We start from the raw sequence: 26245 nt of genomic DNA, 5'->3' as shown, positions 1-26245 counted from the left end.
GCAGATTACTCTGCAAGGCAAAAGGTTTTATGTTCAGACCACCCAAAGATTCAGGCCATGTCTATCCTTTTATTTCGGAACAGATTCCCAGTCTTTCAGGAAACGTTCAATCCCGCTGTCCGTCAGTGGGTGTTTCCAAAGTGTCGGCAGAAGCGAACCCGGAATGGTGGCAATATGCGCACCGGAAAGGGCTGCATCCTCTACATGTTTGATATTGCGAATGCTTGCTGCGATAATCTCGGAAGGCAGATCATACATGTCCAGAATAAGACGCAGATCACGAATCAATTTCATACCATCCACCGCAATATCATCCAAGCGACCAACGAATGGACTGATGTAGGTTGCACCGGCTTTCGCCGCCATCAGGCCCTGTGCTGCGGAGAAAATCAGCGTGACATTGGTTTTGATCCCTTTTTGCGTCAACTCATGACAAGCGTACAGCCCATCTTCGGTCATCGGCAATTTAATGACTACATTCGGTGCCCATTCTGCAATTTCATAAGCTTCCTTCAACATATCCTCGGCTTTGAGACCGATGACTTCAGCACTGACCGGGCCTTTAACAACGCCACAGATCTCCTGAATGACTTCTTTAAATACGCGACCTTCTTTGGCAATCAAAGACGGGTTAGTCGTGACTCCATCCACCAGACCCAGACGTTCGATCCGTTTGATTTCTTCCACATTCCCTGTATCCAAGAAAAATTTCATGATATGTTCCCTCCACTTGATGAATTCGTAAACACGATATAAGTTATTACCCGATGTTCATCATATGTTAACAGTTATATATAAAATTAATTTTTCTCTACAGCGTGACCGCCAAATTCATTACGCAATGCTGCTACCACTTTACCTGTGAATGTGTCTGTTTCCAGGGAACGGTAACGCATTAACAAGGACAAAGCGATAACCGGTGTAGCGGTTTGAAGGTCAAATGCCGTTTCTACCGTCCAGCGTCCTTCACCGGAAGAGTGCATAACGCCTTTAATTTCATCGAGGTTTGCATCTTTGGAGAAGGCACGTTCTGTCAGCTCCATCAACCAAGAGCGGATAACGGAACCGTTGTTCCATACGCGAGCCACTTGTTCGAAGTCGAAATCAAATCCACTTTTCTCCAATACGTCAAAACCTTCACCGATGGATGCCATCATACCGTACTCGATACCATTGTGAACCATTTTGAGGAAGTGACCGCTGCCCGCTTTACCTGCATACAGGTAGCCGTTCTCTACGGAAGTATCTTTAAATGCCGGTTCAACGATTGCCCAAGCTTCCGGGTCTCCACCGATCATATAACATGCTCCATTACGTGCGCCTTCCATACCGCCAGATGTACCTGCATCCATGTAGTGAATGCCTTTAGGTTTCATCTCTTCGTAACGACGAATGGATTCTTTGTAGTGGGAGTTACCCGCTTCAATAATGATGTCACCTTTGGACAACAATGGGCTAACTTCAGCCAATACAGCGTCTACTACATTGTGGGGAACCATGATCCACAATACACGTGGGGATTCGAGTGAAGCCACCATCTCTGCGTAAGAAGATACGCCTTCAGCGCCATATTCTTTCATTTCATTTACTGCTTCAGCGTTCAGGTCAAAAGCAACCACTTCGTGTTTGTGATCAATCAGGTTTCTACCCAGGTTCAATCCCATTTTTCCTAATCCGACAAGTCCAAGTTTCATTTCAAAATCCTCCTGTTATGAACAATGTTTAATTTTTATTTGCGTTCAAAATTAAAAATAAGTGCTTAACGTTTGGCGAAGTAACCGTTCCGGTCACGAATCGTTCTTTTGATCGCTGTTATCCCCAGATTTTTTGAATCTCCTATATAGGAGAAAATCCGGGGATAAAGGCGAACGCTATGCTTCTACAGAATCGATTTCGTCCCCTACACTACATTCTCAGCGTTCAAGCCAACCATTTTCAAAACTGAACAGCTAATCTATATTCAAAAATTTTCACGGCCTTCCGGCAAATATAACCGGAAGGGCTTATGCAAAATTGGAACGGTATAATTCACAATAGATACTGTATATATCAGCATTTTGCACATTCGATCCAACTTGCTCCTGAGTACAAGCTCTAGGGGAATAAAACATTTCGTTCTATATCCTGTTAACTTGGAAAGGTTTGTTTGGATTTGTGCAAATGATTATTTGTGAGCAGAACGGATTGTAAAGTTGTTTTTACTATTTGTGTTCTCTTATGCTCACTCTTTTGTTTCACTTACCACCAACGGTAACCGTCTGCTGCGGTCAGACGATTTGCTGACTCTGGTCCATGCGAACCTGCACTATACGTATCCAGTGGCACGTTGCCCGCTTCGAATGCTTCCTGAATCGGTTGCACCCATTGCCATGCCAGCTCCACTTCGTTCCAGTGTGCAAAGAAGGTGGAATCTCCACGCATCGCATCAAAGATCAGATTCTCGTAAGCTTCAGGGATGTTACGTTTACCCGAGTTGAAGGTCATATGCATTGGTTCCACTTCACCATGGTTCAATGGATTCTTCGCATTTAATTGAAGCGAGATGCTTTCTCCCGGACCAATTTCAATCGTCAGCAGGTTAGGTTCCGTTGTATTTTCGGATTCATGACCGGTCTTCAGTGGAGCCTTGAACTCAACAACGATTCGGGTGGATTTCTCAGCCAGGCGTTTACCTGTACGGATATAAAATGGAACCTCGCTCCAGAACGGATCATCGATCCAAAGTCTTGCGGCAACATAGGTCTCGTTCTGAGATCCGACTGGAATGCCAGGCTCGTCCAAATATCCAACAACCGAGGAACCTTGCAGCTCACCTGCTGCATATTGCGCACGAACAACTTCAGAAGCGATATTTTCTTTTGTCAACGGACGAAGTGCTTCAGCAATTTTTTGCTTTTTGAATTGAATTTCTTCCGGTGTGCAACGTTTTGGCAAATGCAAACCAATCATCATCAGCAACTGAAGCATATGGTTTTGGAACATGTCACGAAGAGCACCACTTTGGTCGTAATACGCGGCACGTTCTTCAACACCCACCGTCTCACTTGCCGTAATCTGTACATTGGCAATATAACGGTTAGACCACAACGCTTGAATCACCGGATTTGCATAGGTGAGCGTCTCAATATTTTGAACCATCGGTTTACCGAGGAAATGGTCAATGCGATAGATTTCTTCTTCCGCAAAGGTATTGCTCAGTTTTTCGTTCAAATCACGAGCTGATTGCAGATCGTGTCCGAATGGTTTTTCGATAATCAGTTTCTTCCAGCCTTTGGTGTTACCCAGGCCACTTTCTTGAATGTTCAGTGCGATTGGCTCAAAGAATTCCGGTGCCACCGACATGTAGAACATGCGGTTTTCGGGAATGTTAAGCTCTTGTTCACGCTGTTGAACCCGTTCCAACAGTTTGGTGTAATCTTCAAGCTTCGTATTATTTAAAGAACAATAACGGAAAGCTCCAATGAAATCACGAACTTGTGATTCTTCTTCCGGCGTCTGACGTGAGAATTCATGCAGTGACTTTTCAACATTCGCCTGGAAGTCCGTATCCGACAATTCACGTCGTCCCAATCCGATAACGGAGAAGGATTTCGGCATTTTCTGATCCATGTACAAGTTATATAATGCAGGGTAAATCTTGCGTTTGGCTAAATCGCCTGTTGCCCCGAACAGGACAAATGTCATTGCATCCATTGGAGTGCCTCCTGTGATCTGTGCAGTATAGTATATGATGTTGCAAAATGTTCAAATCCAAGCATGACAAAAGACGGAATAAGTGGGTGTGTTCCCCGCCTTGCCTCCGTTTATATATCGTACCCGAATTCAACCATGGAACATTCCTTCTCTCCACAACCTGTGTTTAGGTTATAAATTGTAACCATTTGAATTAACGTTACCCATATTACACCTGTCGTCACAATTCGTCAATAATCGTGTCGAACCTGTGAACTCCAGTGTTTATAGGGTTTTTATTTGATGATAACGCTTTATGTGGTAACATTAAGAACAATTGGTATGTGACATTTTACACATATGGCCTGTGGACAAGTAGGTTACAATAAGTATACTAATGATATTACAAGCAATACTAAATCAAAGGAGTACAATCATGAGCGATGATGAGAATGCCAAGCAAATATGCACAAAAGTGGAACAATCTTATCAGATCATTGGCCGAAAATGGGTAGCCCTCATTATCCATGCATTGATGGAGGAACCCAAACGCTTCAGTGAGATTCACGCTTATATCCCTGACTTGAGCAAACGTGTGTTAAATGAGCGAATGAAGGAATTGGAGGAAGAAGGACTTGTGGTTCGCCATGTGGTCACGGAACGTCCAGTTCGAACTGAATATATGTTGTCACGAAAAGGAACGGAACTGGGGAGAGCGCTAAGCGCCGTGGAACGTTGGGCTGATAAGTGGCTGTAACAGCTTGAGGAATCCTTAATGTTTATTTAGCTTGAAGATTACCGATGTGTAATCCCGGAGGTGGAGTATCGCATTTAGCAACTGGCCAGTGCAATCCGCATCCGGGATTTTTTTAATTCAAACGGTAAATACTAATTGTGTATATAGAGACGTAATAACGCTATTATTTTGCAAACTTAAAATAATGCTTACTGCACCGTTCAAATTGTTGCCGATAATACAACGGGCTCGTCCCGGCAGATTTGCGAAATAACTGGATGAAATACATCCGTTCGGAAATCTGACACGTCTGCCAATCTCCTCCACCGAAAATGTTGTTATATCAAGGCGTAAGTAGTCCTGCTTCAACCTTCGAGCTGTGACGTAATCCGTAATGCTGCTACATGTTTCTTGATGAAAAATGCGGGAGGCATACGATTTGGACAGGTGAACATCTGCCGCCATCTTGCCCAATCTGATCTCATAATCCAAATGCTTTTTAATCCACCACATCATCTTCTCCAAGTGTCTAAAATGACGTGAATCCGCTAACTGTGAAAGCGCTACATTTGCACCCTCTTTCTGTTGAACCAAAACGCTCAAAAGCTGAAGCTAAACAGCACTGATTCTTCCTATTCTCCCTCACACGACTACGAGACTGATTGTAGCTCTCATTGATCCAATCCCTGACTATGGAGATTATGATCTTGAAGCGAATACGAGTTACATGGATGGAAAAACCAAGTGTATTGATTTTTTATGGTGATGTAGGTGTAATCGACCTAGTACAAAAAAAGATGCCCATCCTCACTTATGTGAGGGGCATCCTTTTCACGGAAAACACTACGAATCCAACTTGCTCCCGAGTGTAATACTCGTATCCTCGAAGTTGTCCACCGTCGTCTTTTTTTCATAAAAGTGTACGGCATGTTGCATAATTCCTTCTCTTGTGTAAAACGCGTCTTCGGCCTCTAGTGGAAAAACAACCTTTTCTCCCGTACTTGCCGACTTATAGATACCCACAATCAGTTCAAGTGTATTCCGACCACTTTCGCCATCCACCATAAGGGGAGATCCTGTCTCAATAGCATTTAACACATTCTCAACTTGCCCAGCGTGACCGACATGAGTAACATCCGGTAATTCGTCAGCGAGCTTCTGAATCTGGTGTTCCAACTCTCGATTTGGTTCCGGAAATCCGTTATTCCGTGCGGTAGAAGCAACCACTTTCCAAGGTGCAGATACCCGGGCTTCTTTGCCCTGAAAAATTAACTGTTGCTCCTCTCCGTGATGTACGACGGAACTGGTAATCATGCCAAGCGCCCCTTCCTGGAAGCGAAGCATCGCCATGGATATATCCTCAACTTCGGCATTATCATGTGCCGTATTTGCCATCATCGCCTGTAGTTCCACTGGAGGTCCCATCATCCAGAGCATGGCATCAATATGATGCACCGCATGATTAAGGGTACAGCCTCCGCCTTCTTTTTCCCATGTCCCGCGCCACCACAGATCATAATAATTGTGGCCCCGCCACCAGAACGAATCAACCTGCACATGTACAATCGGTCCCATCCGTTTACTGTCCAGCACACCTTTTAGCTTCATCATTGGTGTCGTAAAACGATTCTGTGCTACTACGGATAACAACTTGCCACTTGCTTGCGCTGCTCTCAACATCAGATCCGCTTCCTCCAGGGAAGAAGCCATCGGTTTTTCAACCAGCACATGTGCACCTGCTTGCATGAAATCACACACAATGGGAGCATGCGTATACGGTGGTGTACAGACTGATACCAGATCAATGTTTTGGGCAAGTAACTCTGTGTAATCCGTGACAGCTTGTGCACCTTCCAGACCATATTCATTAATTCGCTTCTGTGCTTTTTCCACGTAGATATCGACCACAGCAACAATCTGACATCGCTCAGGGAACGACATATATGCTGAGATATGTGCTCCACTAATTGCACCTGCTCCGATAATCGCCACTTTTAACATCGTTGCATACCTCCCTTATTCCCTTCACAATACACAATAATAAAGCGCTTTTATGCGTTCATCTTGTGCTAAAATAAAACTATCTTGCGCATGATAAGGGAGGCATTCATGAAGTCCATCTTTCTGGGAGAACAATTTAATCTGGTCTGTCGTCGTACATCCAATACTACGTCTCGCGAAGTGTTCCATGCTCATTCGCAGCTGGAGATAACCTATATTCACGAAGGATATGGGCAGTTGATAACCGAAGGTCAGGTTTTCTCCCTTGAACCCGGTATGCTCATGATTTTTCGACCTTTTCAATTGCACCACATCCAGATTCAAGTATCCAGACTGCAGCCTTTCATTCGAAATGTACTCATGGTTGAACTTGATCTACTGAAGGCACATTGGCCCCAATTTATCGTTACTCACGACTTCATACAGGATCTGCTGGAAGAGCAATCCCCCATTCAGCCCATCCGACTTGCTGCCACATCCCCACTCGTTCAACGAATGGAACAATATGCAGATACGTATCCAGGTCTGCTTCCTCACGAAATAGAGGAGGATACACGCCTCTTTTTATTGGATCTGCTCGCACAACTTCGCTATCTGTGGCAGGACGGGCAGCAAAGCTGCTCCCAAGATGTACTTTCGTCCAGTGCTAACGTTCTTCACCCTCATGCCGAAGCCATCATGCAATGGATTGAGCAGCATTACCAAGAGCCTTTTCGTTTGGAGCATATCGCAGATACACTTCATCTATCCCCCTATCATCTATCTCATGTATTCAAAAAAGCGACTGGCACCACCATCGTTGCTTATGCTCAAGCCACCCGCATCCGTCATGCCTGTGTACTGCTCACTCGATCCTCGCTCACCGTTCCCGAAATCGGTCACCGTGTCGGTATGACGAGCCCCTCCTACTTTTGCAAAGTATTCCGTACTACCACAGGCTCTACACCACATCAATATCGGCTGAAGGTGCAGGGGAGGAAGTAACAAAAGAGCGAGAGGAATTGGAGCTCCTCTCGCTGCTATAAACAAAAATACTATTTTAAATCTACATATATTGTATATCCACTTGTAAGGCTTAATTTAAATTGTCCAGGTTGTAAATCACTGGTATCGAATTCGAAAATTTCTCCTTCAAAACGTTGTGGAATAACTAATTTCATACCATGGCCATCAGTGACTTCCTTATCAAAATTTGCATATGAACCATAAGTATCCCTATAAACTAAATATGCTGTATCCCCACCATAATTAACTGTGAATTTAATTACAGTTCCTACTGGGACTTGAATAGTTGATTTAGTCGGATAATCTACAAAAACTGGACGAGTGAATGAAACAAATTTAGATGACGTGAATACTTCGTTTCTGTACACGCTGTCTGTTGTTGAAACTGCACCTTCTAATATTCTAAAATAAGTACTTTTCCCTAAGCTCATCTGTTTAGGGTGTATTTTGATTTCATTGTATCTTATTGAAACCACATCTTCTGGATCCAGAGAAACGAATACAGGTGTTTGAGAGTTTGTAGATACCTGAATATGATCTCTTAGACTGCCAAGTTCGGATTCCATAATCATACGATTAAAAAAAATTGAGTACGTTTCTATGCTATCACTCCAGCTTCCCCTCATACTTGATCCGTTTTGAACTAAACGTTGATTTGGGCCATCCAATACTGTCACATATTGAGTTTGAGAACTCTTATCTTGTGAATCAAGAACGAAAATTCTAAGTTGTCCATATTTTGTGATTAGCGTTTCGGTTTGGATTTCAGCTCTCTCGTTTGCAACAATAGGAAGCTTCATAGCTGCGCCAGCATTAACTGCTTCTTCAAGGAGGATAAGATTACTTCCATCAATATTTTGAGTAGTCACATATGCATAACCACTTCGAGGACTGTATAAATATACTGATTCCGTTACTGTTATTGTGTTTGACTCTACACCGAGCAAGAAGAATGAACCACCCTCATAACTACCATATTCATTTCCCGGTAAAGGAGTAGTTGGTGTAGTTCCTCCGCCATTGCCCGTACCCGGATTTACAGGAGTTGTACTACCACCACTTCCTTCTGATGAACCTGAGGATGATCCTCCACTAGCTGATGGAGCAGGCGTAACTGGAGGTGTAACTGAAGTCACGGGTTTACTTGTCCCACCAATTTGTACTGTTGTATCGGCAGGTACACTCTCTCCCAAGTTAACCTTATTTGGTGCTGTCTCCATGGTCACGCCTACAGCGTTAACTGTAGCCTGCTCAATGGTTCCTGTCCCTAACATTCTTACAGCTGCATTAAGAATAGCTGATATAATTTTGGCTTCCTGATTAGTCTGAACCGTAGTTCCTGACGCAGAATCGTCAACGTTCAGTTGATTAATCGTACCCGATGGAATTTGAATGTTAATGCTTTTGGCAACCACATTAACCGTTTCAAAATTACCTTTAAGGTATACTCTTGATTTTTCCGGCAGTGCCTCGGACAATGTCAGTTTGTCGATCTTTGCCCCCATGTCAGACTCGATGTTGGCCGCCGTTTGAACAGTGATTTCCTGAACCTTTGTTTTTCCTGTTGCAACCAAACGCACAGTACCATCCTGTTTATTCACAATAACCGTCAACAGGACCGAATCTTCCAGATGTACGCTATTTTCACCGCCACCATATACATATGTTTTCCCCTGCACAGTTACGTTTTTGAGGAACACATCGCCATCACCGACCGCTTTACTAATGATCAAATCACCTGTAATATTCATATTCTGAAGTGTAACGCCTGATGTACCGATCACTACACTGCCAGATATCTCTTCCCTTTTTTCTGTAGATCCATAGGTTCCTTCTTGCCCATACCAACTGCCATATGTACTAAAAGCTCGATCCAAAATCTGTACTGCTTCAGCTCTAGTAATTGCCTTGTTCGGCATAAAATTGCCGTTACTGTAACCAACGATAATCTTTTTGTCAGCTGCTCCACTTACTGCTTCTTTACTCCAACTTTGGATATCCTTATCATCGGCAAAATTAGACTCCCCACTTCCCTGCAATTGCAGTATCCGCGAGATCGTAGCTGCTGCTTCTTGCCTTGTCACTGAACCAGTCGGCCGAAATGAGTGATCTGCATATCCTCGGATATATCCGGCTTGTACTCCTTTAGCAATATCTTGAGCATACCAACCCGATGATGTTACATCTGAAAAAGTAGTATTGCTTACCTCTTCATACTGGAAAATTCGGTTAATCATCGCGACCCACTCAGCACGCGTAACTTCTCCTTTGGGCAAAAACGTATTTCGTTCATTTCCTTGGACGATTCCACGGTCAGCCCACTTTTCAATTACTTCCTGAGCCCAGTTGCCCTCCACATCTTTGAAAGATTGTTGAGCTGTTTTTAAGGATGATTCATTCCCAATCCATCCGTCTTTGGTTACTTCAGCCTGTACTGATGTAGCCATACCACTAAATAACAATACTCCTGATAAAAATAGACTTCCCCACTTTTTCACGTTTCAATTTCGCCTCCATTGGTTTTAATTCTATAGACCTACTACTTTAGTATCATAAGCCTCTTAAAAAGGTATCACAGAAATTTAAAACTAACAATATTTTCATTCATTTGTATACTTTATTTTTAATCTAATAAAAAAGATCTTCACTTAACTAAAAACATTTAAAGTACTTATTGTGTCTTTGTCATCAACCTCCTTTTTTTTCCATTTCTGCACATCGCAATAAAGAATAATCATAAACTCATGATTATCCTTTATTGCCTAACTCAACGCACATTGAGCTCCAACCGTTTCAAGTAGGGAATTAGGAGTCTCTCTAGATACCTTAAATCATCCTTCTGCTCCGCTGACAAGCGTTTCTCATGGATACTTCCATCCTTGTCCATCACCATAACTTTGTATTTTTTCATTTGTTCATAGACAGACTTGAACTCCCGATATTGTTCCTTGGTAAATGTCTTTTCTGCCTGTTCCAACTGTTCCGTCCAAAATTGCTGCTCGTCCATCAGTTTTTTGGAGGACCCTACACTCACAGCTTCCAGCTTCTCAAAAAACGGTTCCAACTCAGATACAAGAATGTTATATCGTTCCTGCTCCACTGTACTCCACTGCTCTGGATGCATATTGCCCCGAGAATCGGCAAACTTCACGGCCATTTGCCCTAATTGCTTCAGCAAGTCCATATATTGAACAAATTCTTCTTCGCTGAAATAGGCCTTGGCCATCTGCAACTTTGCTTCCAACCTCATATAATCCTCAGCTGTTCCCCCCATAGCTTTGATATTCTCCTGTGAACCATATATTCCGTCTGCGAGATAGGTGTATCCTGCGTAGGCTCCGGTGGGAATAACGAGCACAACTGCTAATAGCCCAGTGACCAGCCATTTTTTTCGATTTCTTCTGATGTGTGAATCATTTCGAATACTATCCATCATTTTATGTTTAATTCTCGCAGGAACGGACCAATCATTGGTCTCTTCCTGGTAGGCTCTTCGCAACTGTTCATCGAGTTTCATGCAGATCCTCCACCTTTCCCCGCAATCTTGGATTCATCTTCTCTTTCTGTCTTAACTTCGCCAGCGCCGCATGTATGCGCGATTTTACGGTTCCAAGCGGAATCTCCAATATGCCAGCAATCTCCTCTTGCGTGTATTCATTCAAATAATGAAGTGTAACCACCTGCTGCAGCTTGTACGGCAAACGGTGCACCTCTTCCAGCAGAGGACGATTTGCCAGTTTGTTGACCAGATCAGTGGAAAAATCATATTCTAGTCCAACGTCAGATTTCTCGATCCGCTTACCAAACCGAAACTGCATCAATCTTTTGCGTCGATAACTCTGAACCTGTCGCATCGTCACCCCCATCAACCAGGGACGAAAAGCACGCTCCGCATCATATCGCGCCAATGATCGATACGCCTGAATGTAAATCTCCTGTACCACATCCTCCGCGTCAGACTTGTCCTTGATGAGAAATCGCACAGTTTGATATATCCTCGTCACTGTTTTCTCATATAATTCTCCATATGCTTCTTCATGCCCCGCCCGTATTAACGTTACAAGTTCTATGTACTCATCTTGTTCACTCATTATCCATTCCCCTCCTCCTTACACTATATATTGGCATGCCAGCATCATATCGTTCGATTTATTTATTGAATGAGTAGGTATGGCTGAATCTGATACAAAAAGGTCCTCTGGTGTTTATCATGATATAATATACCTAATTTTGATATAATTGGAGGTTCTGCATCTGAGTTATAAGATCCCCTTTGGTCTTTTGCTATTATCTTATTTCGATCATCGGATTGGTAATCGCCAGAAGCTACTTCGAGGCCTACGCCACGGTATACAGACTTATTGGGATATTGGTTATCTTATCGTCTCTTTTTCTTTCGAAAGCGGAAATAAGGGAGCAACTTAGCAGGGGTGGTCACTACTGTAATGAAACTTTTCAGCAAATTGTACTCAGAATATCTCCTGATTCCACGACCTCTACGTTTGTTGTTTTTATGGGGATGGATTGTTTTGTTTATTGTTGCTGGTACCAAATTCAGATGGTTCTACTTCCTACAATAAGCTGATTCAAAGAAGTCTGATCCCCTGGGACATCAAAAAAGAGCTGAGTCGTCATTATGACGTCTCGGCTCTTCTTTGATGCTCATCCTCTTCCTTACAGATAAAGATATAGGTAATCAACTCGAGCTAGCTTATACGTTCCTTTTTGAGGCAAACTTTATTTGATATTCAGAAATTCATATCACTTGATCACCGCTTCTGAATAGTTCTACCTGTTTAAGTCTTGCCAGTACGTTGGCAAGGCTTTTTTCTCTTAAACATAAGTTGTTTGGCTTTGCTTATGTATTCTTTAGATTTTCTTCAGAAATATGCTCATTAATTCCTTAGTTTTTTTCATTATGATGTCAATATCAACAAGAGAGGAAGATCTTAGAGCTACTTCATCAGTATGGTTATCTGATTTTTTATTTTGCCTTCTCATTAGGGCCTTTCGGTATTCCAATTCCAAATGAGATCACGATTATCAGCGGTGCCATTTTGAGTCACACAGGAGTTATCAATTCATGGATCACATACTTCTGTATTTTATCAGGACTATTAACGGCCATTACCTTTGCTTATTTTGCAGGGAAGTTATTTGGAACCAAGATAAAACACAGATTTCAACATCATAAACACTTCGTTAAGGCTGAACTGATTCTGAATAAAAGTGGCAATTGGGCGATGTGCATCGGTTTGTTCATTCCAATCGTGCGGTATGTTCTCCCTTTGGTGATGGGACTCAGCGGCGTGCAGTATAGAAAATTTGCTCTTATCTCCTATTCCAGTGCTTTGTTATGGACCATAACGTATTTTACAGCGGGAATTTACTTCGGTGACCCCATTCTATCTACGCTTCATTTATTACATTTCTAACTGGTTTGGATAACATACCATCACATTATGGAGGAACCCTATGAATTCCAATGAACCTGTTTTATTTTTGAAAAGCTTTCTGCAAAGCCCTAAACATGTCGGCAGTATCATCCCCAGTTCCCGGTTTCTCGCCAGCAAAATGGTGAAGCAAGCCTCTTGGCTAGAGGCAAAAGCAGTCGCCGAGCTTGGATCGGGTACAGGTCCTATCACTCGCTATATTCATCAACAAGTACAGGATTCCACCAAAGTCCTATTGTTTGAGATGAACGAAACGATGAGGAATACTCTTCAGACGACATACCCGGAGTTCTCCTGTTATCCAGACGCCGCTCGATTGGTAGAATCCATGAATCAAGAGGGCGTTCAGCAGCTGGATTACATTTTTAGCGGATTGCCGTTTTTCAATTTTGAGCCTGAATTAAGAAATGCGTTGGTAGACCAGATCCATAAGGCACTCAAACCTGGAGGGTTATTCATCGCCTTTCAATATTCACTCCAAATGAAAAAAACATTATCCGAACACTTTTTCATCGAAAAAATAGAATTAGTGCCTTTTAATATCCCACCTGCGTTCGTTTATGTCTGTCGCAAAAAGGAAACAATTTAAACATTCCGGACGATCGTTTACACTGATGTTATCCTAATTTTTAAGGAGTGTTGAATTATGAATACCGTTCTCGTTGTTGATGATGAACCCGATATCCGGGATGTCATTCATGTCTATTTACGTAACGAAGGATATCATGTCATTGAAGCAGCCAATGGTGAGGAAGCGCTAAATATTATCAAAACAACATCGGTTCAACTCGTTATTCTGGATGTTATGATGCCCATTATGGATGGAATCAAAGCCTGCTTCAAAATAAGAGAAGTATCATCCACTCCGATTATAATGCTATCCGCCAAGGAAGAAGACATTGATAAAATCACGGGCCTGACTACCGGGGCTGATGATTACATGGTCAAACCGTTTAATCCACTAGAATTGCTGGCTCGCGTTAAAGCTCAGTTACGACGTCAAACACTGATCGGAAAACCAGAATCCAATTCACTTATCCTGATCAAGGACCTTGTCATTCATACCAGTAAACATTCTGTGAAGCTCCAAGATAATGACATTTCGCTTACACCACTGGAGTTTTCCATTCTGGTGCTGCTTGCCAGCTATCCTGGACAAGTATTTAGCTCCGAGAAAATTTACGAAACCGTATGGAAAGAACCTTACGGGTATTCAGATAATACGGTGATGGTTCATATTCGTAACCTGCGAGAGAAATTGGAAGTAAATCCGCGGGAACCTCATTACATTAAAACGGTATGGGGAGTGGGATATAAAATTGATTAAACGATTACCACAGTTTAAAAAAAAGATACAGATTAACATCCTATATCAAATGTTGATCAGTTTATTGATTTCGTTTGTTGGCTCTGTGGGTGTAAATAATATGTTAATCATAGCTGCCGCAAAAATTAGTGAAAGATTTAATTGGCCTTCGCTCCTCTACATTTTTCCTTACGTTCTAACACCAATCTTCATCGTAATTTTCACGTTAATTTTTTTGTTTTCCACACGAAAAATTGTGAGAGATCTCATTACATTAGAGCAAGGGCTTCAAATCATATCTGAAGGAAATCTGAATTATAGGGTGCCCGTTAATCGACAAGATGAACTTGGACGCGTTGCTTCCAACATCAATCACATGACAGAACAGTTAAAGCAACAGATTGCTAAAGAACGTGAATTGGAGCAATCCAAGATGGACATGATCACTGGCATCTCACATGACCTGCGTACACCGCTTACCAGCATAATTGGCTATATTGAGCTTCTCAAATCAGAATCATTTCAAGACAAAGCAGAGTATGATCGTTTCATCCAAAATACCTATAACAAAGCAACGCATTTGAAGAAGTTACTTGATGATTTATTTGAATATACGCGTCTTAACGAAGTGAACACCCAATTGGATTTGAAAAATATTGACCTCTGTCAGCTATTGGACCAATTGTTGTTTGAATTCGAACCTTTAGCTCAGGAGCATGGGATTCGTATTGAAAAAACACTCGGTAATGCTCCAATCATGGTTTCCCTGGATAGTGATAAGATCGCTCGAGCCATCGACAATCTCCTCATGAATGCACTCAAGTATTCCTTTAAACCGGGCACGATTCATGTTCGAATGAGTGTGCAGCATAATCACGTTACCATTGAAGTAGAGAATAAAGGCATACCACTAACGATAGAACAAAAAAACAGACTGTTTGATCGCTTTTATAAGGTGGATTTTTCGAGGAATAGCGAAGGTATTCAATCAGGATCTGGTCTGGGTCTTTCTATTGCGAGGAACATTGCGGATTTACATCAGGGGACTTTAACACTAAAACATACGCGTAACGTATTTATATTCCAACTAAGCTTGCCTTCTAACATCCAGTGAAACATCAATAGCAATGATAATGGAGGATACCGCGATGAAAACATCCGAACCACTTCTTTTCCTGCAAGGATTTCTGAGGAACCCCAAACGAGTAGGCAGTGTCCTCCCCAGCTCCAAATATTTGGCTAAGAAAATTGTCCAGTCTGTACGATGGGATGAGGTAAGAACCATTGCTGAGCTGGGTCCAGGAACAGGGGCCGTCACACGTCTCATAAGATCACATTTACCGAAATCTGCAACCGTGTTTTTATTTGAAAGAGACCCCAAAATGAGAAGTAATCTGAAGAAAAACTATCCTGAATTCATGTTCCATTCCAATGCATCCTATCTATTAAAAAGGATCAATCAAGAATATATCCATCAGTTGGATAGCATCATTTGCGGACTGCCATTTTTTAATTTTTCCAGAGAAATGAGACAAAACATCCTGTCACAGATCGATACAGCGCTCCGACCTGGAGGCACATTAGTGTTATACCAGTACTCCCTTCATATGAAGAAACAATTAGCTGAGTTATTTGAGATGGAGAAAATTCAATTTGTGCCCTTCAGCTTCCCTCCTGTTTTTGTATATGTTTGTCGTAAAAGACAAGATGAAGGACAACGTTTATCGATCGACTTGAGGAAGACTTGATTTATCCTCTTTATATGTTTAATGTCCCGTCTTGTCCTGTGAGGATCTAATTATGCGAGTCATCATCTTACGCGGCAACAACCGCGGCATAAACGCGATGAATCGGTTTCGAGCACCAGGCATAATTAACGTCTTGCCACGTAAGAAACCTCGATACCCTTCTTCGGCCACCTGTCCGGCTTCCATGATCGGGCCCTGCAACATCTTCGAGACACCCATACCCGAACGATCCACAAACCCGGTGGATGTCAGGCCTGGACACAGTGCCGTTACCGTAACGCCAGTTCCACTTACTTCATTCTCCAAAGCCTCGGTGAACGATAGCACATATGCCTTTGTTGCATAATATACCGACATCATTGGCCCAGGGAAAAAACCTACCAACGAAGCCACATTCATCACACCGCCGTGCCCACGTTGGATCATATCCGGCAAGAATAGCTTTGTCATGACGGTTAAAGCCTTGATATTCACGTCAATCATATTAACTTCTTGTTCCATATCCGTTTCCATAAACGTTCCGAACAGACCGAAGCCTGCATTATTGACAAGATAGTCAACAACAATCCCCTTTTCCTTCAACTCATGATAAATCTCCTGTGGTACCCCAGGTGCTGCTACATCTTTGGCAATAACCGTCGCCTGAATGCCATACTTTTTCTGATACTCCTGAGCTAGATCCTGTATTTTACCCTTGCTTCGTGCTACCAGCACAATATGATGTCCACCTTTGGCAAACCGATCTGCTAACTCTTTACCGATCCCACCCGAGACCCCTGTGATCAGAACTGTCTTCCTCATGTTGTTACCTACCTCTCTTTTCTATAAAATATATCTAATCTGGAACATCCTTATTAGAACGAACATTCTTTTAAAGTGAAAAAAATAAACTACCTTAGTATAAGATCCATGGATAGCGTCGCTATACGAAGCAGTTTTTCCTTAGTCATCGAAGTCTTGGCCATCCCCCTTAACCCAATGCTTACATTATGCAGATATTCCGCCAATGCCTCGGCGTTGTACTCCGTTGTGAATTCACCTTCTTGCTGTCCCCACACCATAATGTCCTTGATTAGTTTCTCCGTATTTGCAAACATCTCCGTCGATCGGTGGTTCATGTCTTTATCCCGTGCCGCCAATTCTACCGTCGAATTAACAATGAAGCAGCCTGATGCTGGAGATTCCTCTCCATGAATTAAAGAAATAAATATAAACTGAAGTGCTTCCGTTGCCGTTTGAGAACGCTTTACACCTGCTGCAAGGGCGGAGCTGATTTTGTGATCATACAGATCTACTGTCTTTAGAAACAAGGTATGTTTGTCGCCAAATGTGTCATACAAGCTTTTACGATGAATTCCCATATGATTAACCAGATCCGTCATAGACGTCTTCTCATAGCCTTGTTCCCAAAAAAGTCTCATCGCTTTATCCAGTACAACAGACTCTTCAAACTCTTTGCTTCTTGCCATTGGCTTCCCTCCTGTTCAGAAAACGAACATTGAATAGCATAAGCATGATCTTAACGAGCCTTTAAAAGGTAACAATGACTTTACCCTGAGAGTGACCCGTTGATACTTTGATCAATGCCTTTTCAATGTCATCAAACGTATACGTAGAATCGATCGAAGGTTTAATGTCTTCTTTTTCTACAAGAGCTGTGATTTCTTGCAATTGAATCCCACTGGAATGCACGAATAAAAAACGGTATTCAGTTTGAGTCTTACGTGCCATGGAATCCAAACGTGCACCTACGAGACCAAACAATGCTCTTTTCCACAACGGGAATTGACTGTCCACTGCAAAGCGATAATTGGGTCCTGCCTTCAAAGAAACTAATTTGCCATGTGGTTTCAAAATGCTCAGTTCAGCTTTGATCTCATCCGCACCCAAGGTGTCGATCACATAATCGATATCGGACAGAATGTCAGCATACTGCTCAGTCTTATAATCAATGAATTGATCTGCTCCAATGGATAGAGTACGTGCTCTGCCCCTCTCACTGCCACTTGTAATAACCGTTAATCCCATGGACTTGGCAATTGGGATAGCCATCGCACCGAATCCCCCGGTTCCGCCAGGAATAAACAACTTTTTATTCGGTTCCGCTCGGAGCACATCATGCAATGCTTGATACGCGGTCAAGGCAGTAAGGGGTACTGCAGCAGCTTCGATAAAAGACAGATTTTCAGGCATCATGGATAAAGCATCCTCATGTACAGCCGCATATTCAGCAAAAGCACCAATTTTATTTAGTGGCAACCTCGTATAAACCGAATCCCCCACTTTAAAATTCAAAACATCATCACCGACAGCTTCAATGACACCCGATAATTCATTCCCTAAAGTTAAAGGTAACGTATAGTCGGCAATCATCCGAACACTGCCATTCATATTCAAGATATCCAGTGGATTTACACCCGCAGCTTTTACTTTGACGAGGACCTCACGGCTATGAATCTGAGGTATCTCAATATCATTGATTTCCACTTGGATTTTTTTGGAGTATTTCTGTATTTGAGCTGCTCTCATCATTTATCCTCTTCCTTTGCTTATAGACTATATAAGTTGAACTAAAGATTATTTACACTGACACTACGATGACAGAACACCCCTCCAATCGCTGTTATCGTGTAAATAAGTAGTTCAACTTATGTAGGAACATGGCGCGCAATGTTCAGTTGTACGCCATGCTCCATACTTTGTGCTAGTGTAGCCCCTCTTGCGACTTTAATTCTTCCAACGTAGGATAATCCGTGTAGCCCTTACTTCCCAATCCAAAGAATGTTGTCGGATCTGCTTCATTCAGTGGCGCACCTTGTTGAAGTCGTTCCACCAAATCTGGATTAGCCAAGGACCATACACCTACAGGTACCACATCAGCGAGACCACGATCTAAATCGACACTGAGATCATCCAAAGTTCTTCCGGCCCGGTTAACCAACAGTGGATTTTGCCAGATCGAACGAATGTCTTGGAGTAAGTTCTCATCTCCAAGATGCATAACATGAAGGTAAGCCAAATCCAATTGAGCCAATTCTTTTACAAGATAGCGGTAGAGTTCAGGACCTTGTTCGCCATCTTGAATTCCACCCAGCGGTGTCCCTGGTGAGATACGGAAGCCTGTTCGTTCTGCCCCTATTTCCTTCACGATGGCTTTGGTTACTTCAATCGCAAAGCGAGTACGATTTTCAAAAGATCCGCCGTACTCATCTGTGCGTGTATTCGAATTTTCTCCTAAAAATTGATTGATCAAGTATCCGTTGGCCCCATGAATCTCAACGCCATCCGCCCCTGCTTCGATCGCTGCGGCTGCTGCTTTTCGGAAATCGGCAATGGTCGTTTGAATATCCTCCTGACTCAATTCCCGGGGAACGGGGATATCCTGCATCCCTGTAGCCGTAAACATTTCTACACCAGGTGCGATTGCTGACGGAGCAACCGGTTGACGATGATGCGGGGTATTGTCCGGATGTGACATGCGACCCGCATGCATTAATTGGATATATACATATCCGCCAGCTTCATGCACCGCATCCGTTACCTTTTTCCATCCTTCAATATGCTTATCGGTGTAGATGCCCGGTGACCATAAGTAGCCCTGTCCATCATCAGAAGGTTGTGTTCCTTCCGTAATAAGGAGTCCCATCGTTGCGCGTTGAGCATAATAAAGTGCCGCCAACTCTCCAGGTGTACCATCTTCTTGTGCTCGACTGCGTGTCATAGGTGCCATCGCTAGTCGATGAGGCAATTCCATGTTGCCAATCTTTGTTTTACTCCATATCTTTTCCAATTGAATGTACTCCTCTTCTAATTTGAGATTTTGTAAATGTATCCTCTGGATTCTGCTGTATTAATTCAATTCTGAAATCACCGGGTAGATTGCACCTGTCAGCTGAAAATCATAGTTCTGATCTACAATCCCTACGACCACTTCATTGTGATCATACAGATCGATCATGAAGCCTGCCATTTCTTTAGCTGTGTGATATTTGGGCATATTCGCTTTGTAATCAAATCCTTCAGCATCTATTGATTTTTGCACAAATTCTGTTTCCGTGATCGCTGGTGCCAGGATCTTCGCTTTTAGTTTTGCACCTTTCAGTTCCAGTTCTTTGGCTAGACCTTCTGTGAAGGCACTAACGTAGTATTTCGATGCAGAATAAGCAACACTGCCTACAGCAATGGCATATCCGAGTGCAGATGAGACGTTAATCAATTGAGTGCCTTCCACATTTGCATAATCTCGCACATACAGTGTAGATAGAATGGTCAAAGATTCGATGTTAACACGCAGCATGGTCTCCACTTTATCCAAATTCTGTTCAGCAATGAACGAGCCTTCTCCAAGCCCTGCATTATTGATCCAAGTCTCAATTTGATATTCTTTCAAATCGTTATACAGTTCGTACGCCTCTGCGGTAACAGACAGGTCGCTTGTTTGAACGATAACATTTACTTTAGGGTCGATACCCTGAATAGTTGATTTAAGTTCTTCAAGCTTATCCAATCTTCTAGCTACCAAAATCAAGTTTTTGCCCCGTGTTGCAAATGCCAATGCTGTTTCATATCCAATTCCTGAACTTGCTCCTGTAATCACTGTGTATTTCATCATATTCTCTCCCTTATATTCTTTAGATTAGTGTAATCTCAGTTTTGAGAACGATCGTTCTTTATTGTGCAAAAAAAAGTAGTTAGATCTAACTTGCTGTTAGCATATCATTTCTAGAACGAACAGTAAAGAATTATTTTATATGTAAAAAACATGCTTGGAACTTACTTAAATGAGAAGAGAGACGCTATATAAACCATTTTATATCATAAATTAAGAATTCCTATATCGTTTCACTCCTTCAATTTAAGCAGAACTAACTTTTCTTTCATTGGTTAATCTAATGTCAGGCCAATGGCCACAAGTATAACCATCAACCTTTCCTAGCTACGCTAATCTGAATTCGACATCATCCATGCCAGAAATTCTCCAAACGAATCGGATACCTTTTCAACCTCTTCAAATTCAGGCTCACATCCACGGACAATACCTCCACTGTCGGTTGTTAAGTCAATGGCATAGAAGTAATATCCATCCTCCACAGACATTACGATCGGCAAGTGATGATCCCACCAGGCCGTTATCTCTGACTGCCAAATAGAATCACCCTCTGCTGCCTCCAAACTAAGCATTTCAAATTCATTCCATTGGAATGCGGTCTCCGTGCTATTGTTGAACTCAGCCTCACAAATAAACCAGGTTTTCTCATCCGGTGCAACGCATTTTTCAACTACATTTAGAAATTCTAAATATTCATCTGGAAGTCCTTTATATCTTGAAGTAACGCTGCTGTTTAAATGTGACTGCGAACCGGATTTACTCATTATGTCCCAGCCCTTTTCCCCGGCCCAAGTAATAAATTCCCTAAGGTGAGTTTTTTCTTTTCCATTATTCATTTCCAATTTATACACCTGCCTATCAGCTTAAGAAATAGAAACTATATCACCTATTCGGGATTTGAATGGAAAATCCCTGCTGTCGTGCTTCAAAGAGAAAGACAAAAAGACTGGAAACATGGCCCGAGAAAAGCGGCAACCAGGTTCCAGTCTTTGGTGGTTTGGGGACAGTTAATTTTAGTTAGGGACGGTAAATTTGAAATTGGACAGGAATCATTTATTTGTTAAAAATCCGCTGTCTCATCGCCTCAAACAACAAAATCGTCGCCGCCATTGCCGCGTTAAGCGACTCTGCCTGTCCCTGCATCGGGATCGTAATCGCATCATCTACCAAACGTGCCGTAGCATCCGAAATGCCTTTGCCTTCGTTACCGATCACAAGCCATACCGACTGCGTAAAATCATAACTATAACATGAATGCTCTGCCTGCAAAGAAGTACTAACCAGCTTCACGCCCGCAGCCTTCGCTTCGGGAAGCAAAGATTCCAACTGGCCCTCCACAATGGGCAAATGAAACAATGACCCCATCGTCGAACGAATCGTCTTCGGGTTATACACATCAGCACAGCCCACGCCAAGTACAACCCCCGCTGCTCCAGCTGCGTCCGCACTACGGATGATCGTCCCCACATTACCCGGGTCTTGCACTCCGTCCAGCACCACAACAAGCCCGCGCGCTCCGGTAATCAGGCTTTCCAGTGGCTCACTGCCTTTACGCACAATCGCGAATACAGGCTGTGGAGTCATTGTATCCGTACATTTGGCGATAACCGCAGGAGATACACTGACCCACTCCACACGCTGAAGCGGGTTTTCAAGCCCGGCAAGCTCATTCGGTACGCCTTGCTCTCCATCGTACACGATACACTCCAGATTTGCTCCGGCACGTAGTGCTTCCTGTACAAGATGAATGCCCTCAATGATATATTTATGTTGACGGGTACGATGCTTTTTCTCCAGCAACTGCGCCCATTCTTTTACACGTGTATTTTGCGGTGATACAATATCCATCTTTCCATCCTTCCCATCTGCATCCATCACTTCGGATACGCAAGCTCCATTTTCGTCAAATGATCCTTGTGACCTACAATGATCAGCACATCTCCAGCTTCGATCCGGTCCTCCGCGTACGGCGAGATGTTCATCGAATTTCCACTGCGAATCGCCATCACGTTACAACCAAAACGTGCACGGATGTTTAATTCCATCAGGTTTTTACCGATCATTTGCTCGGAGGCTCTCATCTCCAGAATGCTGTAATCCTCAGATAACTCGATGTAATCCAGTATATTAGGCGAGGTCAGATGATGGGCTACGCGTAGTCCCATATCCCGCTCAGGATAGATGACTTTATCTGCCCCAATCTTCTGTAATACCTTACCATGAAGCTCATTTTGGGCTTTTACGATCAAAACCGGTACACCCATATCTTTCAATATCAGGGTTGTCAGAATGCTCGCCTGAATATCTTCACCAATCGCCACAACGACAACGTCGAAATTCCGTATGCCCAGCGCACGCAGCGCTTCTTCATCTGTTGAATCTGCCGATACCGCATGGGTCACCACATTGGACATTTCCTGAGTCCTCTGCTCGTCCGCATCAATTGCCAGCACGTCGAATCCCATGCCACTCAGTGCATTGGCAACACTTGATCCGAACCGTCCCATACCAATTACGGCATACTGTTTCTTGGCCATTAGGGTCTTAACCTCCCGCTGCTCTTCAGCATGACGCATCATTACGGATACCCATGCTAACGTAAATAATCCTTCGTAGTATACCACAAAGCCTGATAAACTTGAATGCGCTAGCGCTTCCCAGGGAACAGTATTAGAGCAGCCGAATATACGAGGAGGGAATTGCGATGCCCATTACATTAAGCCTGCGTGAAGCGATTGTTCATAAAGTTCATGACAAGAGTGATGATCAGCTCCGGGAGATGATTGAAGGTTCAGTAGATGGACCGGAAGCTGCATTACCTGGACTTGGCGCCATTTTCGAGATGATCTGGAAGAACACAGAACCTGCCAAGCAGGAAGAACTCATTCAAATCGCGCAAGAGCATCTGCACACCATTCCCGTCCAACCGCTTAGCTAATCGAAGCAGTGGAGGGTAAGGTAACCATCATTACGTTTGTTCTGTCTGCAAAAGAAAGCTTTCCCTTATTCGGCTGGATCATACCCGCCTCCAGGTAAGGTGTATAGCAATAGATCCCTCCGCCACAATTGGCGGAGGGATCTTATTTTTAACAAGTTCTATCTCATCACATGAGCTTGTCACGTTTAGCAAATCTTTTAACAATTCCCACGAAAGACTTCCGTCTTCACTTAAGGCGCAGTCTCCAGGAATTGAGCTGTAGGATTTTTATCCATAGCCGTTCTCATTGCATACTCATTTTCGAAGAGCACCACATAATTCCCTTTTTTATCTTTTACAAGTGCAGAGTTAATCCGGAATTTGCTTGGGTCCAGATTCTCGTCCACGATCCAGCGAGCGAACTGATAAGGCATGCGTTGTAATAGTACGTCTACCCCATACTCGCCTTTCATCCGGTATTCAAATACCTCGAACTGTAGTTGACCAATTACGCCGAGGATTGTCTCGTCGAAACTTGCCGTCTGGAACACCTGAATGGTTCCTTCCTCCGTCAACTGATCAATTCCTTTTTGGTACTGTTTATGTTTCAATGCATTTTTCACAGTAACTTTGGCGAAAATCTCTGGTGAGAACGTTGGCAATTCCTCAAAAATAACTTCGCTGCCTTGGCTCAGTGAATCGCCAATCCGGAAAATACCCGGATCGAACAAACCGATAATATCGCCAGCATATGCCTCTTCGACAATATCCCGGTCTTGTGCCAGGAATTGCTGTGGCTGTGACAGCTTGATCTCTTTGCCCACACGAGTATGCTTCACACTCATTCCACGTTGGAACTTGCCTGACACAATACGCAGGAACGCAATACGATCCCGGTGTGCCGGGTTCATATTTGCCTGAATCTTGAACACATAACCGCTGAATTTCTCATTTGTTGGCTGAATCTCTCCTGCCGTACTGCGACGTGGTTCAGGCTTCGGTGCCAGTTCCAGGAAGTTCTCCAGGAAAGTCTGTACGCCGAAATTGTTAATCGCACTACCGAAGAAAATAGGTGTCAATTCGCCGCGTTGAACTTTCTCCATGTCGAATTGGTCGCCCGCGATATCCAGCAACTCCAGATCCTGACACAATTGATCATGCAGATATTCCCCTGCCATCTCACGGATAATCGGATCTTTGTAGCCATCTACCTTTTGTACTTTGATCGTTGAGTGATCGTCCCCTTGGAACAATTCCACCTGATTTTTCATCCGGTCGTAGACACCGCACAGCTCACGACCTGTACCAATAGGCCAGTTCATCGGAACCGAACGAATACCCAGTACATTTTCAAGTTCTTCCATCAGGTCAAATGGGCTTTTACCCTCACGGTCGAGTTTGTTGATAAACGTAAAGATTGGAATGCCACGCTTCGCACATACCTGGAACAACTTGATCGTTTGTGCCTCGACACCTTTTGCCACGTCAATCAACATCACCGCGCTATCGGCAGCCGTCAGTGTACGATACGTATCTTCACTGAAATCCTGGTGACCCGGTGTATCCAAAATGTTGACGCGATGATCCAGATAATCAAATTGCATTACGGAAGAGGTAACCGAGATCCCCCGTTGTTTCTCAATTTCCATCCAGTCACTTGTTGCGTGTTTGCTGGCTTTCCGAGCTTTTACCGTTCCCGCAAGGCGAATCGCGCCCCCGAACAGCAACAGTTTCTCGGTTAATGTAGTTTTACCCGCATCCGGGTGAGAGATAATGGCAAACGTCCGGCGTTTGTCCACTTCCTGTTGAAGAATATCATTTGCAGCTTTGCTCATAGGTTTAATCCCTTTCGTCCGTTCATTCACGTTAATCCGGCATAGCCGGTCCATCATTCAATCTTTATGCAATCCGGCGAGGCCGGTTGGTTGTACATCAGTTTTTACGTACTAGGTATTTACACACTAGATTAATTTTACACATTTACAATGGAGTTCATCCTCCTCAAATCTGTGCTTTCATGTATACCGTGAACTGCTTCTTAACCCAACTCTCCTATTGTACCATAATCTGTACCGAAAATAACCGATTACTACCGTAGATTCTTCTCTTTTCCCTTGCAAAAAAAAAGCACCCTTCAGCCATTTCCATGGCATCCAGGCACTCCTCATTCATTTTTATTTATCGGTTTTAGAAAATCAATGCATCCAGCGCGTATTGTCCGCCACCTGTCAATGCCAGCGCTACACCAATCACCAGAATCGCGAGATTATATTCGAATCCGTTCTGTGTGGACCAGTATCCGTTCGCTCCATGGACTTTCACAATCGCAATGACCATCGTCAATGCAATCAGAATGCCACCTACCGGTGTAAGCAGACCCAGGGCCAGCAGCAATCCGCCCCCGAATTCCGCGAGTCCAGCCAGTAACGCCACCAATGCACCGGGCTTCATGCCCATCGACTCAAACCAGCCACCTGTACCCTTGATCCCGTAACCTCCGAACCAACCAAACAGCTTTTGAGCCCCGTGCGCCATGAACGACAATCCAATCACCAAACGAATCAACAACAACCCTACATCCAACATCATTTTCTTTTTCCTCCATTCGATATATACAAAATAGTATTCTTAGATTAAAGATATTATGCACATTTTTTCTTCATGATTCTCTGTGACGCAAACCCCTTCAACTGGTTTACATTTTATCTCATGAATGATAACTTATCCGAAACGTTTGCCCGAATGAAGTTTGTCATTTGCGTAACTCTTTAACTCATGTGTTGAGTATAAGTTACATA

General features: G+C 43.3%; 26 protein-coding genes. 8 read left to right on the top strand and 18 right to left on the bottom strand.

Annotated features, from left to right (window positions below; translation table 11 throughout):
• Positions 1–69: 69 nt before the first annotated feature.
• The 3 genes from fsa to zwf form a co-directional block, all read right to left on the bottom strand.
• Positions 70–714, bottom strand: coding sequence for a fructose-6-phosphate aldolase (fsa, locus tag CXK86_RS18190; protein WP_036605718.1), 645 nt, complete (start codon positions 712–714; stop codon positions 70–72).
• Positions 715–800: 86 nt separating this feature from the next.
• The gene (gnd, locus tag CXK86_RS18185) at positions 801–1694 is read right to left on the bottom strand and encodes a phosphogluconate dehydrogenase (NAD(+)-dependent, decarboxylating) (RefSeq protein WP_017692367.1); all 894 of its coding nucleotides are present in this window, start codon (positions 1692–1694) and stop codon (positions 801–803) included.
• Between the two features lie 544 nt (positions 1695–2238).
• Positions 2239–3693 (bottom strand): glucose-6-phosphate dehydrogenase, encoded by a 1455-nt coding sequence (zwf, locus tag CXK86_RS18180; RefSeq protein WP_076254597.1) that lies wholly within the window; start codon positions 3691–3693, stop codon positions 2239–2241.
• Between the two features lie 415 nt (positions 3694–4108).
• Between zwf and CXK86_RS18175 the strand changes: the two genes are divergently transcribed.
• Entirely contained in the window at positions 4109–4429 is a 321-nt protein-coding gene (locus CXK86_RS18175) for a winged helix-turn-helix transcriptional regulator (protein ID WP_036605715.1), read from the top strand.
• A gap of 117 nt (positions 4430–4546) precedes the next feature.
• On the opposite strand, the gene CXK86_RS18170 is transcribed toward CXK86_RS18175, so the two are convergent.
• Both CXK86_RS18170 and CXK86_RS18165 read right to left on the bottom strand, forming a co-directional pair.
• Positions 4547–4921, bottom strand: coding sequence for a helix-turn-helix transcriptional regulator (locus CXK86_RS18170; RefSeq protein WP_076254595.1), 375 nt, complete (start codon positions 4919–4921; stop codon positions 4547–4549).
• 330 nt (positions 4922–5251) lie between these two features.
• Complete coding sequence (locus tag CXK86_RS18165) at positions 5252–6409, bottom strand: Gfo/Idh/MocA family protein (protein ID WP_101314211.1); 1158 nt, start codon at positions 6407–6409, stop codon at positions 5252–5254.
• Between the two features lie 108 nt (positions 6410–6517).
• Between CXK86_RS18165 and CXK86_RS18160 the strand changes: the two genes are divergently transcribed.
• Entirely contained in the window at positions 6518–7393 is an 876-nt protein-coding gene (locus CXK86_RS18160; protein ID WP_076254591.1) for an AraC family transcriptional regulator, read from the top strand.
• Positions 7394–7443: 50 nt separating this feature from the next.
• On the opposite strand, the gene CXK86_RS18155 is transcribed toward CXK86_RS18160, so the two are convergent.
• The 3 genes from CXK86_RS18155 to CXK86_RS18145 form a co-directional block, all read right to left on the bottom strand.
• Positions 7444–9912, bottom strand: coding sequence for an S-layer homology domain-containing protein (locus CXK86_RS18155; protein ID WP_143781326.1), 2469 nt, complete (start codon positions 9910–9912; stop codon positions 7444–7446).
• Between the two features lie 269 nt (positions 9913–10181).
• Positions 10182–10931 (bottom strand): DUF3600 domain-containing protein, encoded by a 750-nt coding sequence (locus tag CXK86_RS18150; protein WP_076254587.1) that lies wholly within the window; start codon positions 10929–10931, stop codon positions 10182–10184.
• Positions 10918–11505 (bottom strand): sigma-70 family RNA polymerase sigma factor, encoded by a 588-nt coding sequence (locus CXK86_RS18145; RefSeq protein WP_076254585.1) that lies wholly within the window; start codon positions 11503–11505, stop codon positions 10918–10920. Before CXK86_RS18145 ends, CXK86_RS18150 begins: the two co-directional genes overlap by 14 nt.
• A gap of 855 nt (positions 11506–12360) precedes the next feature.
• Between CXK86_RS18145 and CXK86_RS18140 the strand changes: the two genes are divergently transcribed.
• From CXK86_RS18140 to CXK86_RS18120, 5 genes are read left to right on the top strand one after another with little or no spacing between them, the layout of a single operon-like run.
• A complete protein-coding gene (locus CXK86_RS18140; RefSeq protein WP_076254583.1) occupies positions 12361–12849 on the top strand; it encodes a DedA family protein in 489 nt (162 codons plus the stop codon).
• A gap of 40 nt (positions 12850–12889) precedes the next feature.
• Positions 12890–13456: a class I SAM-dependent methyltransferase gene (locus CXK86_RS18135; protein ID WP_076254581.1), complete on the top strand. Its 567-nt coding sequence runs from the start codon at positions 12890–12892 to the stop codon at positions 13454–13456.
• A 57-nt stretch (positions 13457–13513) separates the two neighbouring features.
• Positions 13514–14194 carry a response regulator transcription factor gene (locus CXK86_RS18130; RefSeq protein ID WP_076254579.1) on the top strand — a complete coding sequence of 227 codons (681 nt, stop codon included), beginning with the start codon at positions 13514–13516 and terminating at the stop codon, positions 14192–14194.
• A gap of 49 nt (positions 14195–14243) precedes the next feature.
• Positions 14244–15287, top strand: coding sequence for a sensor histidine kinase (locus tag CXK86_RS18125; protein WP_083685159.1), 1044 nt, complete (start codon positions 14244–14246; stop codon positions 15285–15287).
• 34 nt (positions 15288–15321) lie between these two features.
• Complete coding sequence (locus CXK86_RS18120) at positions 15322–15921, top strand: class I SAM-dependent methyltransferase (RefSeq protein WP_101314209.1); 600 nt, start codon at positions 15322–15324, stop codon at positions 15919–15921.
• 18 nt (positions 15922–15939) lie between these two features.
• On the opposite strand, the gene CXK86_RS18115 is transcribed toward CXK86_RS18120, so the two are convergent.
• The 8 genes from CXK86_RS18115 to CXK86_RS18080 all read right to left on the bottom strand — a co-directional run bounded on the left by CXK86_RS18115 (position 15940) and on the right by CXK86_RS18080 (position 23106).
• Complete coding sequence (locus CXK86_RS18115; RefSeq protein WP_101314208.1) at positions 15940–16722, bottom strand: SDR family NAD(P)-dependent oxidoreductase; 783 nt, start codon at positions 16720–16722, stop codon at positions 15940–15942.
• Between the two features lie 89 nt (positions 16723–16811).
• On the bottom strand, positions 16812–17390 hold the full coding sequence (locus tag CXK86_RS18110) for a TetR/AcrR family transcriptional regulator (protein ID WP_101314207.1): 579 nt from the start codon (positions 17388–17390) through the stop codon (positions 16812–16814).
• Positions 17391–17451: 61 nt separating this feature from the next.
• Positions 17452–18450, bottom strand: coding sequence for an NADP-dependent oxidoreductase (locus tag CXK86_RS18105; protein ID WP_101314289.1), 999 nt, complete (start codon positions 18448–18450; stop codon positions 17452–17454).
• Positions 18451–18625: 175 nt separating this feature from the next.
• Entirely contained in the window at positions 18626–19711 is a 1086-nt protein-coding gene (locus tag CXK86_RS18100) for an alkene reductase (RefSeq protein WP_101314206.1), read from the bottom strand.
• A 60-nt stretch (positions 19712–19771) separates the two neighbouring features.
• Positions 19772–20530: an SDR family NAD(P)-dependent oxidoreductase gene (locus tag CXK86_RS18095; RefSeq protein ID WP_101314205.1), complete on the bottom strand. Its 759-nt coding sequence runs from the start codon at positions 20528–20530 to the stop codon at positions 19772–19774.
• A gap of 332 nt (positions 20531–20862) precedes the next feature.
• Positions 20863–21366 carry an SMI1/KNR4 family protein gene (locus tag CXK86_RS18090; protein WP_101314204.1) on the bottom strand — a complete coding sequence of 168 codons (504 nt, stop codon included), beginning with the start codon at positions 21364–21366 and terminating at the stop codon, positions 20863–20865.
• Between the two features lie 217 nt (positions 21367–21583).
• Complete coding sequence (locus tag CXK86_RS18085; protein ID WP_101314288.1) at positions 21584–22378, bottom strand: TrmH family RNA methyltransferase; 795 nt, start codon at positions 22376–22378, stop codon at positions 21584–21586.
• A 26-nt stretch (positions 22379–22404) separates the two neighbouring features.
• The gene (locus CXK86_RS18080; RefSeq protein WP_076254620.1) at positions 22405–23106 is read right to left on the bottom strand and encodes a potassium channel family protein; all 702 of its coding nucleotides are present in this window, start codon (positions 23104–23106) and stop codon (positions 22405–22407) included.
• A 128-nt stretch (positions 23107–23234) separates the two neighbouring features.
• On the opposite strand from CXK86_RS18080, the gene sspI reads away from it, so the two are divergent.
• Positions 23235–23468, top strand: coding sequence for a small acid-soluble spore protein SspI (gene sspI, locus CXK86_RS18075; RefSeq protein WP_017692323.1), 234 nt, complete (start codon positions 23235–23237; stop codon positions 23466–23468).
• Positions 23469–23698: 230 nt separating this feature from the next.
• Here sspI and CXK86_RS18070 read toward each other — a convergent pair whose 3' ends face one another.
• Together CXK86_RS18070 and CXK86_RS18065 are read right to left on the bottom strand one after the other, a co-directional pair.
• The gene (locus tag CXK86_RS18070; protein WP_036605691.1) at positions 23699–25282 is read right to left on the bottom strand and encodes a peptide chain release factor 3; all 1584 of its coding nucleotides are present in this window, start codon (positions 25280–25282) and stop codon (positions 23699–23701) included.
• A 352-nt stretch (positions 25283–25634) separates the two neighbouring features.
• Positions 25635–26033 carry a DoxX family protein gene (locus CXK86_RS18065; protein ID WP_024634146.1) on the bottom strand — a complete coding sequence of 133 codons (399 nt, stop codon included), beginning with the start codon at positions 26031–26033 and terminating at the stop codon, positions 25635–25637.
• Between the last annotated feature and the right edge of the window lie 212 nt (positions 26034–26245).

It is taken from the genome of Paenibacillus sp. BGI2013, assembly GCF_002843485.1.
In the GTDB taxonomy this organism is placed as follows: domain Bacteria; phylum Bacillota; class Bacilli; order Paenibacillales; family Paenibacillaceae; genus Paenibacillus; species Paenibacillus amylolyticus.
Note: the sequence above shows the minus strand (reverse complement) of the source record. Positions and strands in the feature narration are given on the sequence as shown.

Excerpts from the sequence above, each read along its gene's own strand:
- fsa (WP_036605718.1), bottom strand. The coding sequence starts at position 714 with ATGAAATTTTTCTTGGATACAGGGAATGTGGAAGAAATCAAACGGATC.
- gnd (WP_017692367.1), bottom strand. The coding sequence starts at position 1,694 with ATGAAACTTGGACTTGTCGGATTAGGAAAAATGGGATTGAACCTGGGT.
- zwf (WP_076254597.1), bottom strand. The coding sequence starts at position 3,693 with ATGGATGCAATGACATTTGTCCTGTTCGGGGCAACAGGCGATTTAGCC.
- CXK86_RS18175 (WP_036605715.1), top strand. The coding sequence starts at position 4,109 with ATGAGCGATGATGAGAATGCCAAGCAAATATGCACAAAAGTGGAACAA.
- CXK86_RS18170 (WP_076254595.1), bottom strand. The coding sequence starts at position 4,921 with ATGTGGTGGATTAAAAAGCATTTGGATTATGAGATCAGATTGGGCAAG.
- CXK86_RS18165 (WP_101314211.1), bottom strand. The coding sequence starts at position 6,409 with ATGTTAAAAGTGGCGATTATCGGAGCAGGTGCAATTAGTGGAGCACAT.
- CXK86_RS18160 (WP_076254591.1), top strand. The coding sequence starts at position 6,518 with ATGAAGTCCATCTTTCTGGGAGAACAATTTAATCTGGTCTGTCGTCGT.
- CXK86_RS18150 (WP_076254587.1), bottom strand. The coding sequence starts at position 10,931 with ATGAAACTCGATGAACAGTTGCGAAGAGCCTACCAGGAAGAGACCAAT.
- CXK86_RS18145 (WP_076254585.1), bottom strand. The coding sequence starts at position 11,505 with ATGAGTGAACAAGATGAGTACATAGAACTTGTAACGTTAATACGGGCG.
- CXK86_RS18135 (WP_076254581.1), top strand. The coding sequence starts at position 12,890 with ATGAATTCCAATGAACCTGTTTTATTTTTGAAAAGCTTTCTGCAAAGC.
- CXK86_RS18130 (WP_076254579.1), top strand. The coding sequence starts at position 13,514 with ATGAATACCGTTCTCGTTGTTGATGATGAACCCGATATCCGGGATGTC.
- CXK86_RS18125 (WP_083685159.1), top strand. The coding sequence starts at position 14,244 with ATGTTGATCAGTTTATTGATTTCGTTTGTTGGCTCTGTGGGTGTAAAT.
- CXK86_RS18120 (WP_101314209.1), top strand. The coding sequence starts at position 15,322 with ATGAAAACATCCGAACCACTTCTTTTCCTGCAAGGATTTCTGAGGAAC.
- CXK86_RS18115 (WP_101314208.1), bottom strand. The coding sequence starts at position 16,722 with ATGAGGAAGACAGTTCTGATCACAGGGGTCTCGGGTGGGATCGGTAAA.
- CXK86_RS18110 (WP_101314207.1), bottom strand. The coding sequence starts at position 17,390 with ATGGCAAGAAGCAAAGAGTTTGAAGAGTCTGTTGTACTGGATAAAGCG.
- CXK86_RS18105 (WP_101314289.1), bottom strand. The coding sequence starts at position 18,450 with ATGAGAGCAGCTCAAATACAGAAATACTCCAAAAAAATCCAAGTGGAA.
- CXK86_RS18095 (WP_101314205.1), bottom strand. The coding sequence starts at position 20,530 with ATGAAATACACAGTGATTACAGGAGCAAGTTCAGGAATTGGATATGAA.
- CXK86_RS18090 (WP_101314204.1), bottom strand. The coding sequence starts at position 21,366 with ATGAATAATGGAAAAGAAAAAACTCACCTTAGGGAATTTATTACTTGG.
- CXK86_RS18085 (WP_101314288.1), bottom strand. The coding sequence starts at position 22,378 with ATGGATATTGTATCACCGCAAAATACACGTGTAAAAGAATGGGCGCAG.
- CXK86_RS18080 (WP_076254620.1), bottom strand. The coding sequence starts at position 23,106 with ATGCGTCATGCTGAAGAGCAGCGGGAGGTTAAGACCCTAATGGCCAAG.
- sspI (WP_017692323.1), top strand. The coding sequence starts at position 23,235 with ATGCCCATTACATTAAGCCTGCGTGAAGCGATTGTTCATAAAGTTCAT.
- CXK86_RS18070 (WP_036605691.1), bottom strand. The coding sequence starts at position 25,282 with ATGAGCAAAGCTGCAAATGATATTCTTCAACAGGAAGTGGACAAACGC.
- CXK86_RS18065 (WP_024634146.1), bottom strand. The coding sequence starts at position 26,033 with ATGTTGGATGTAGGGTTGTTGTTGATTCGTTTGGTGATTGGATTGTCG.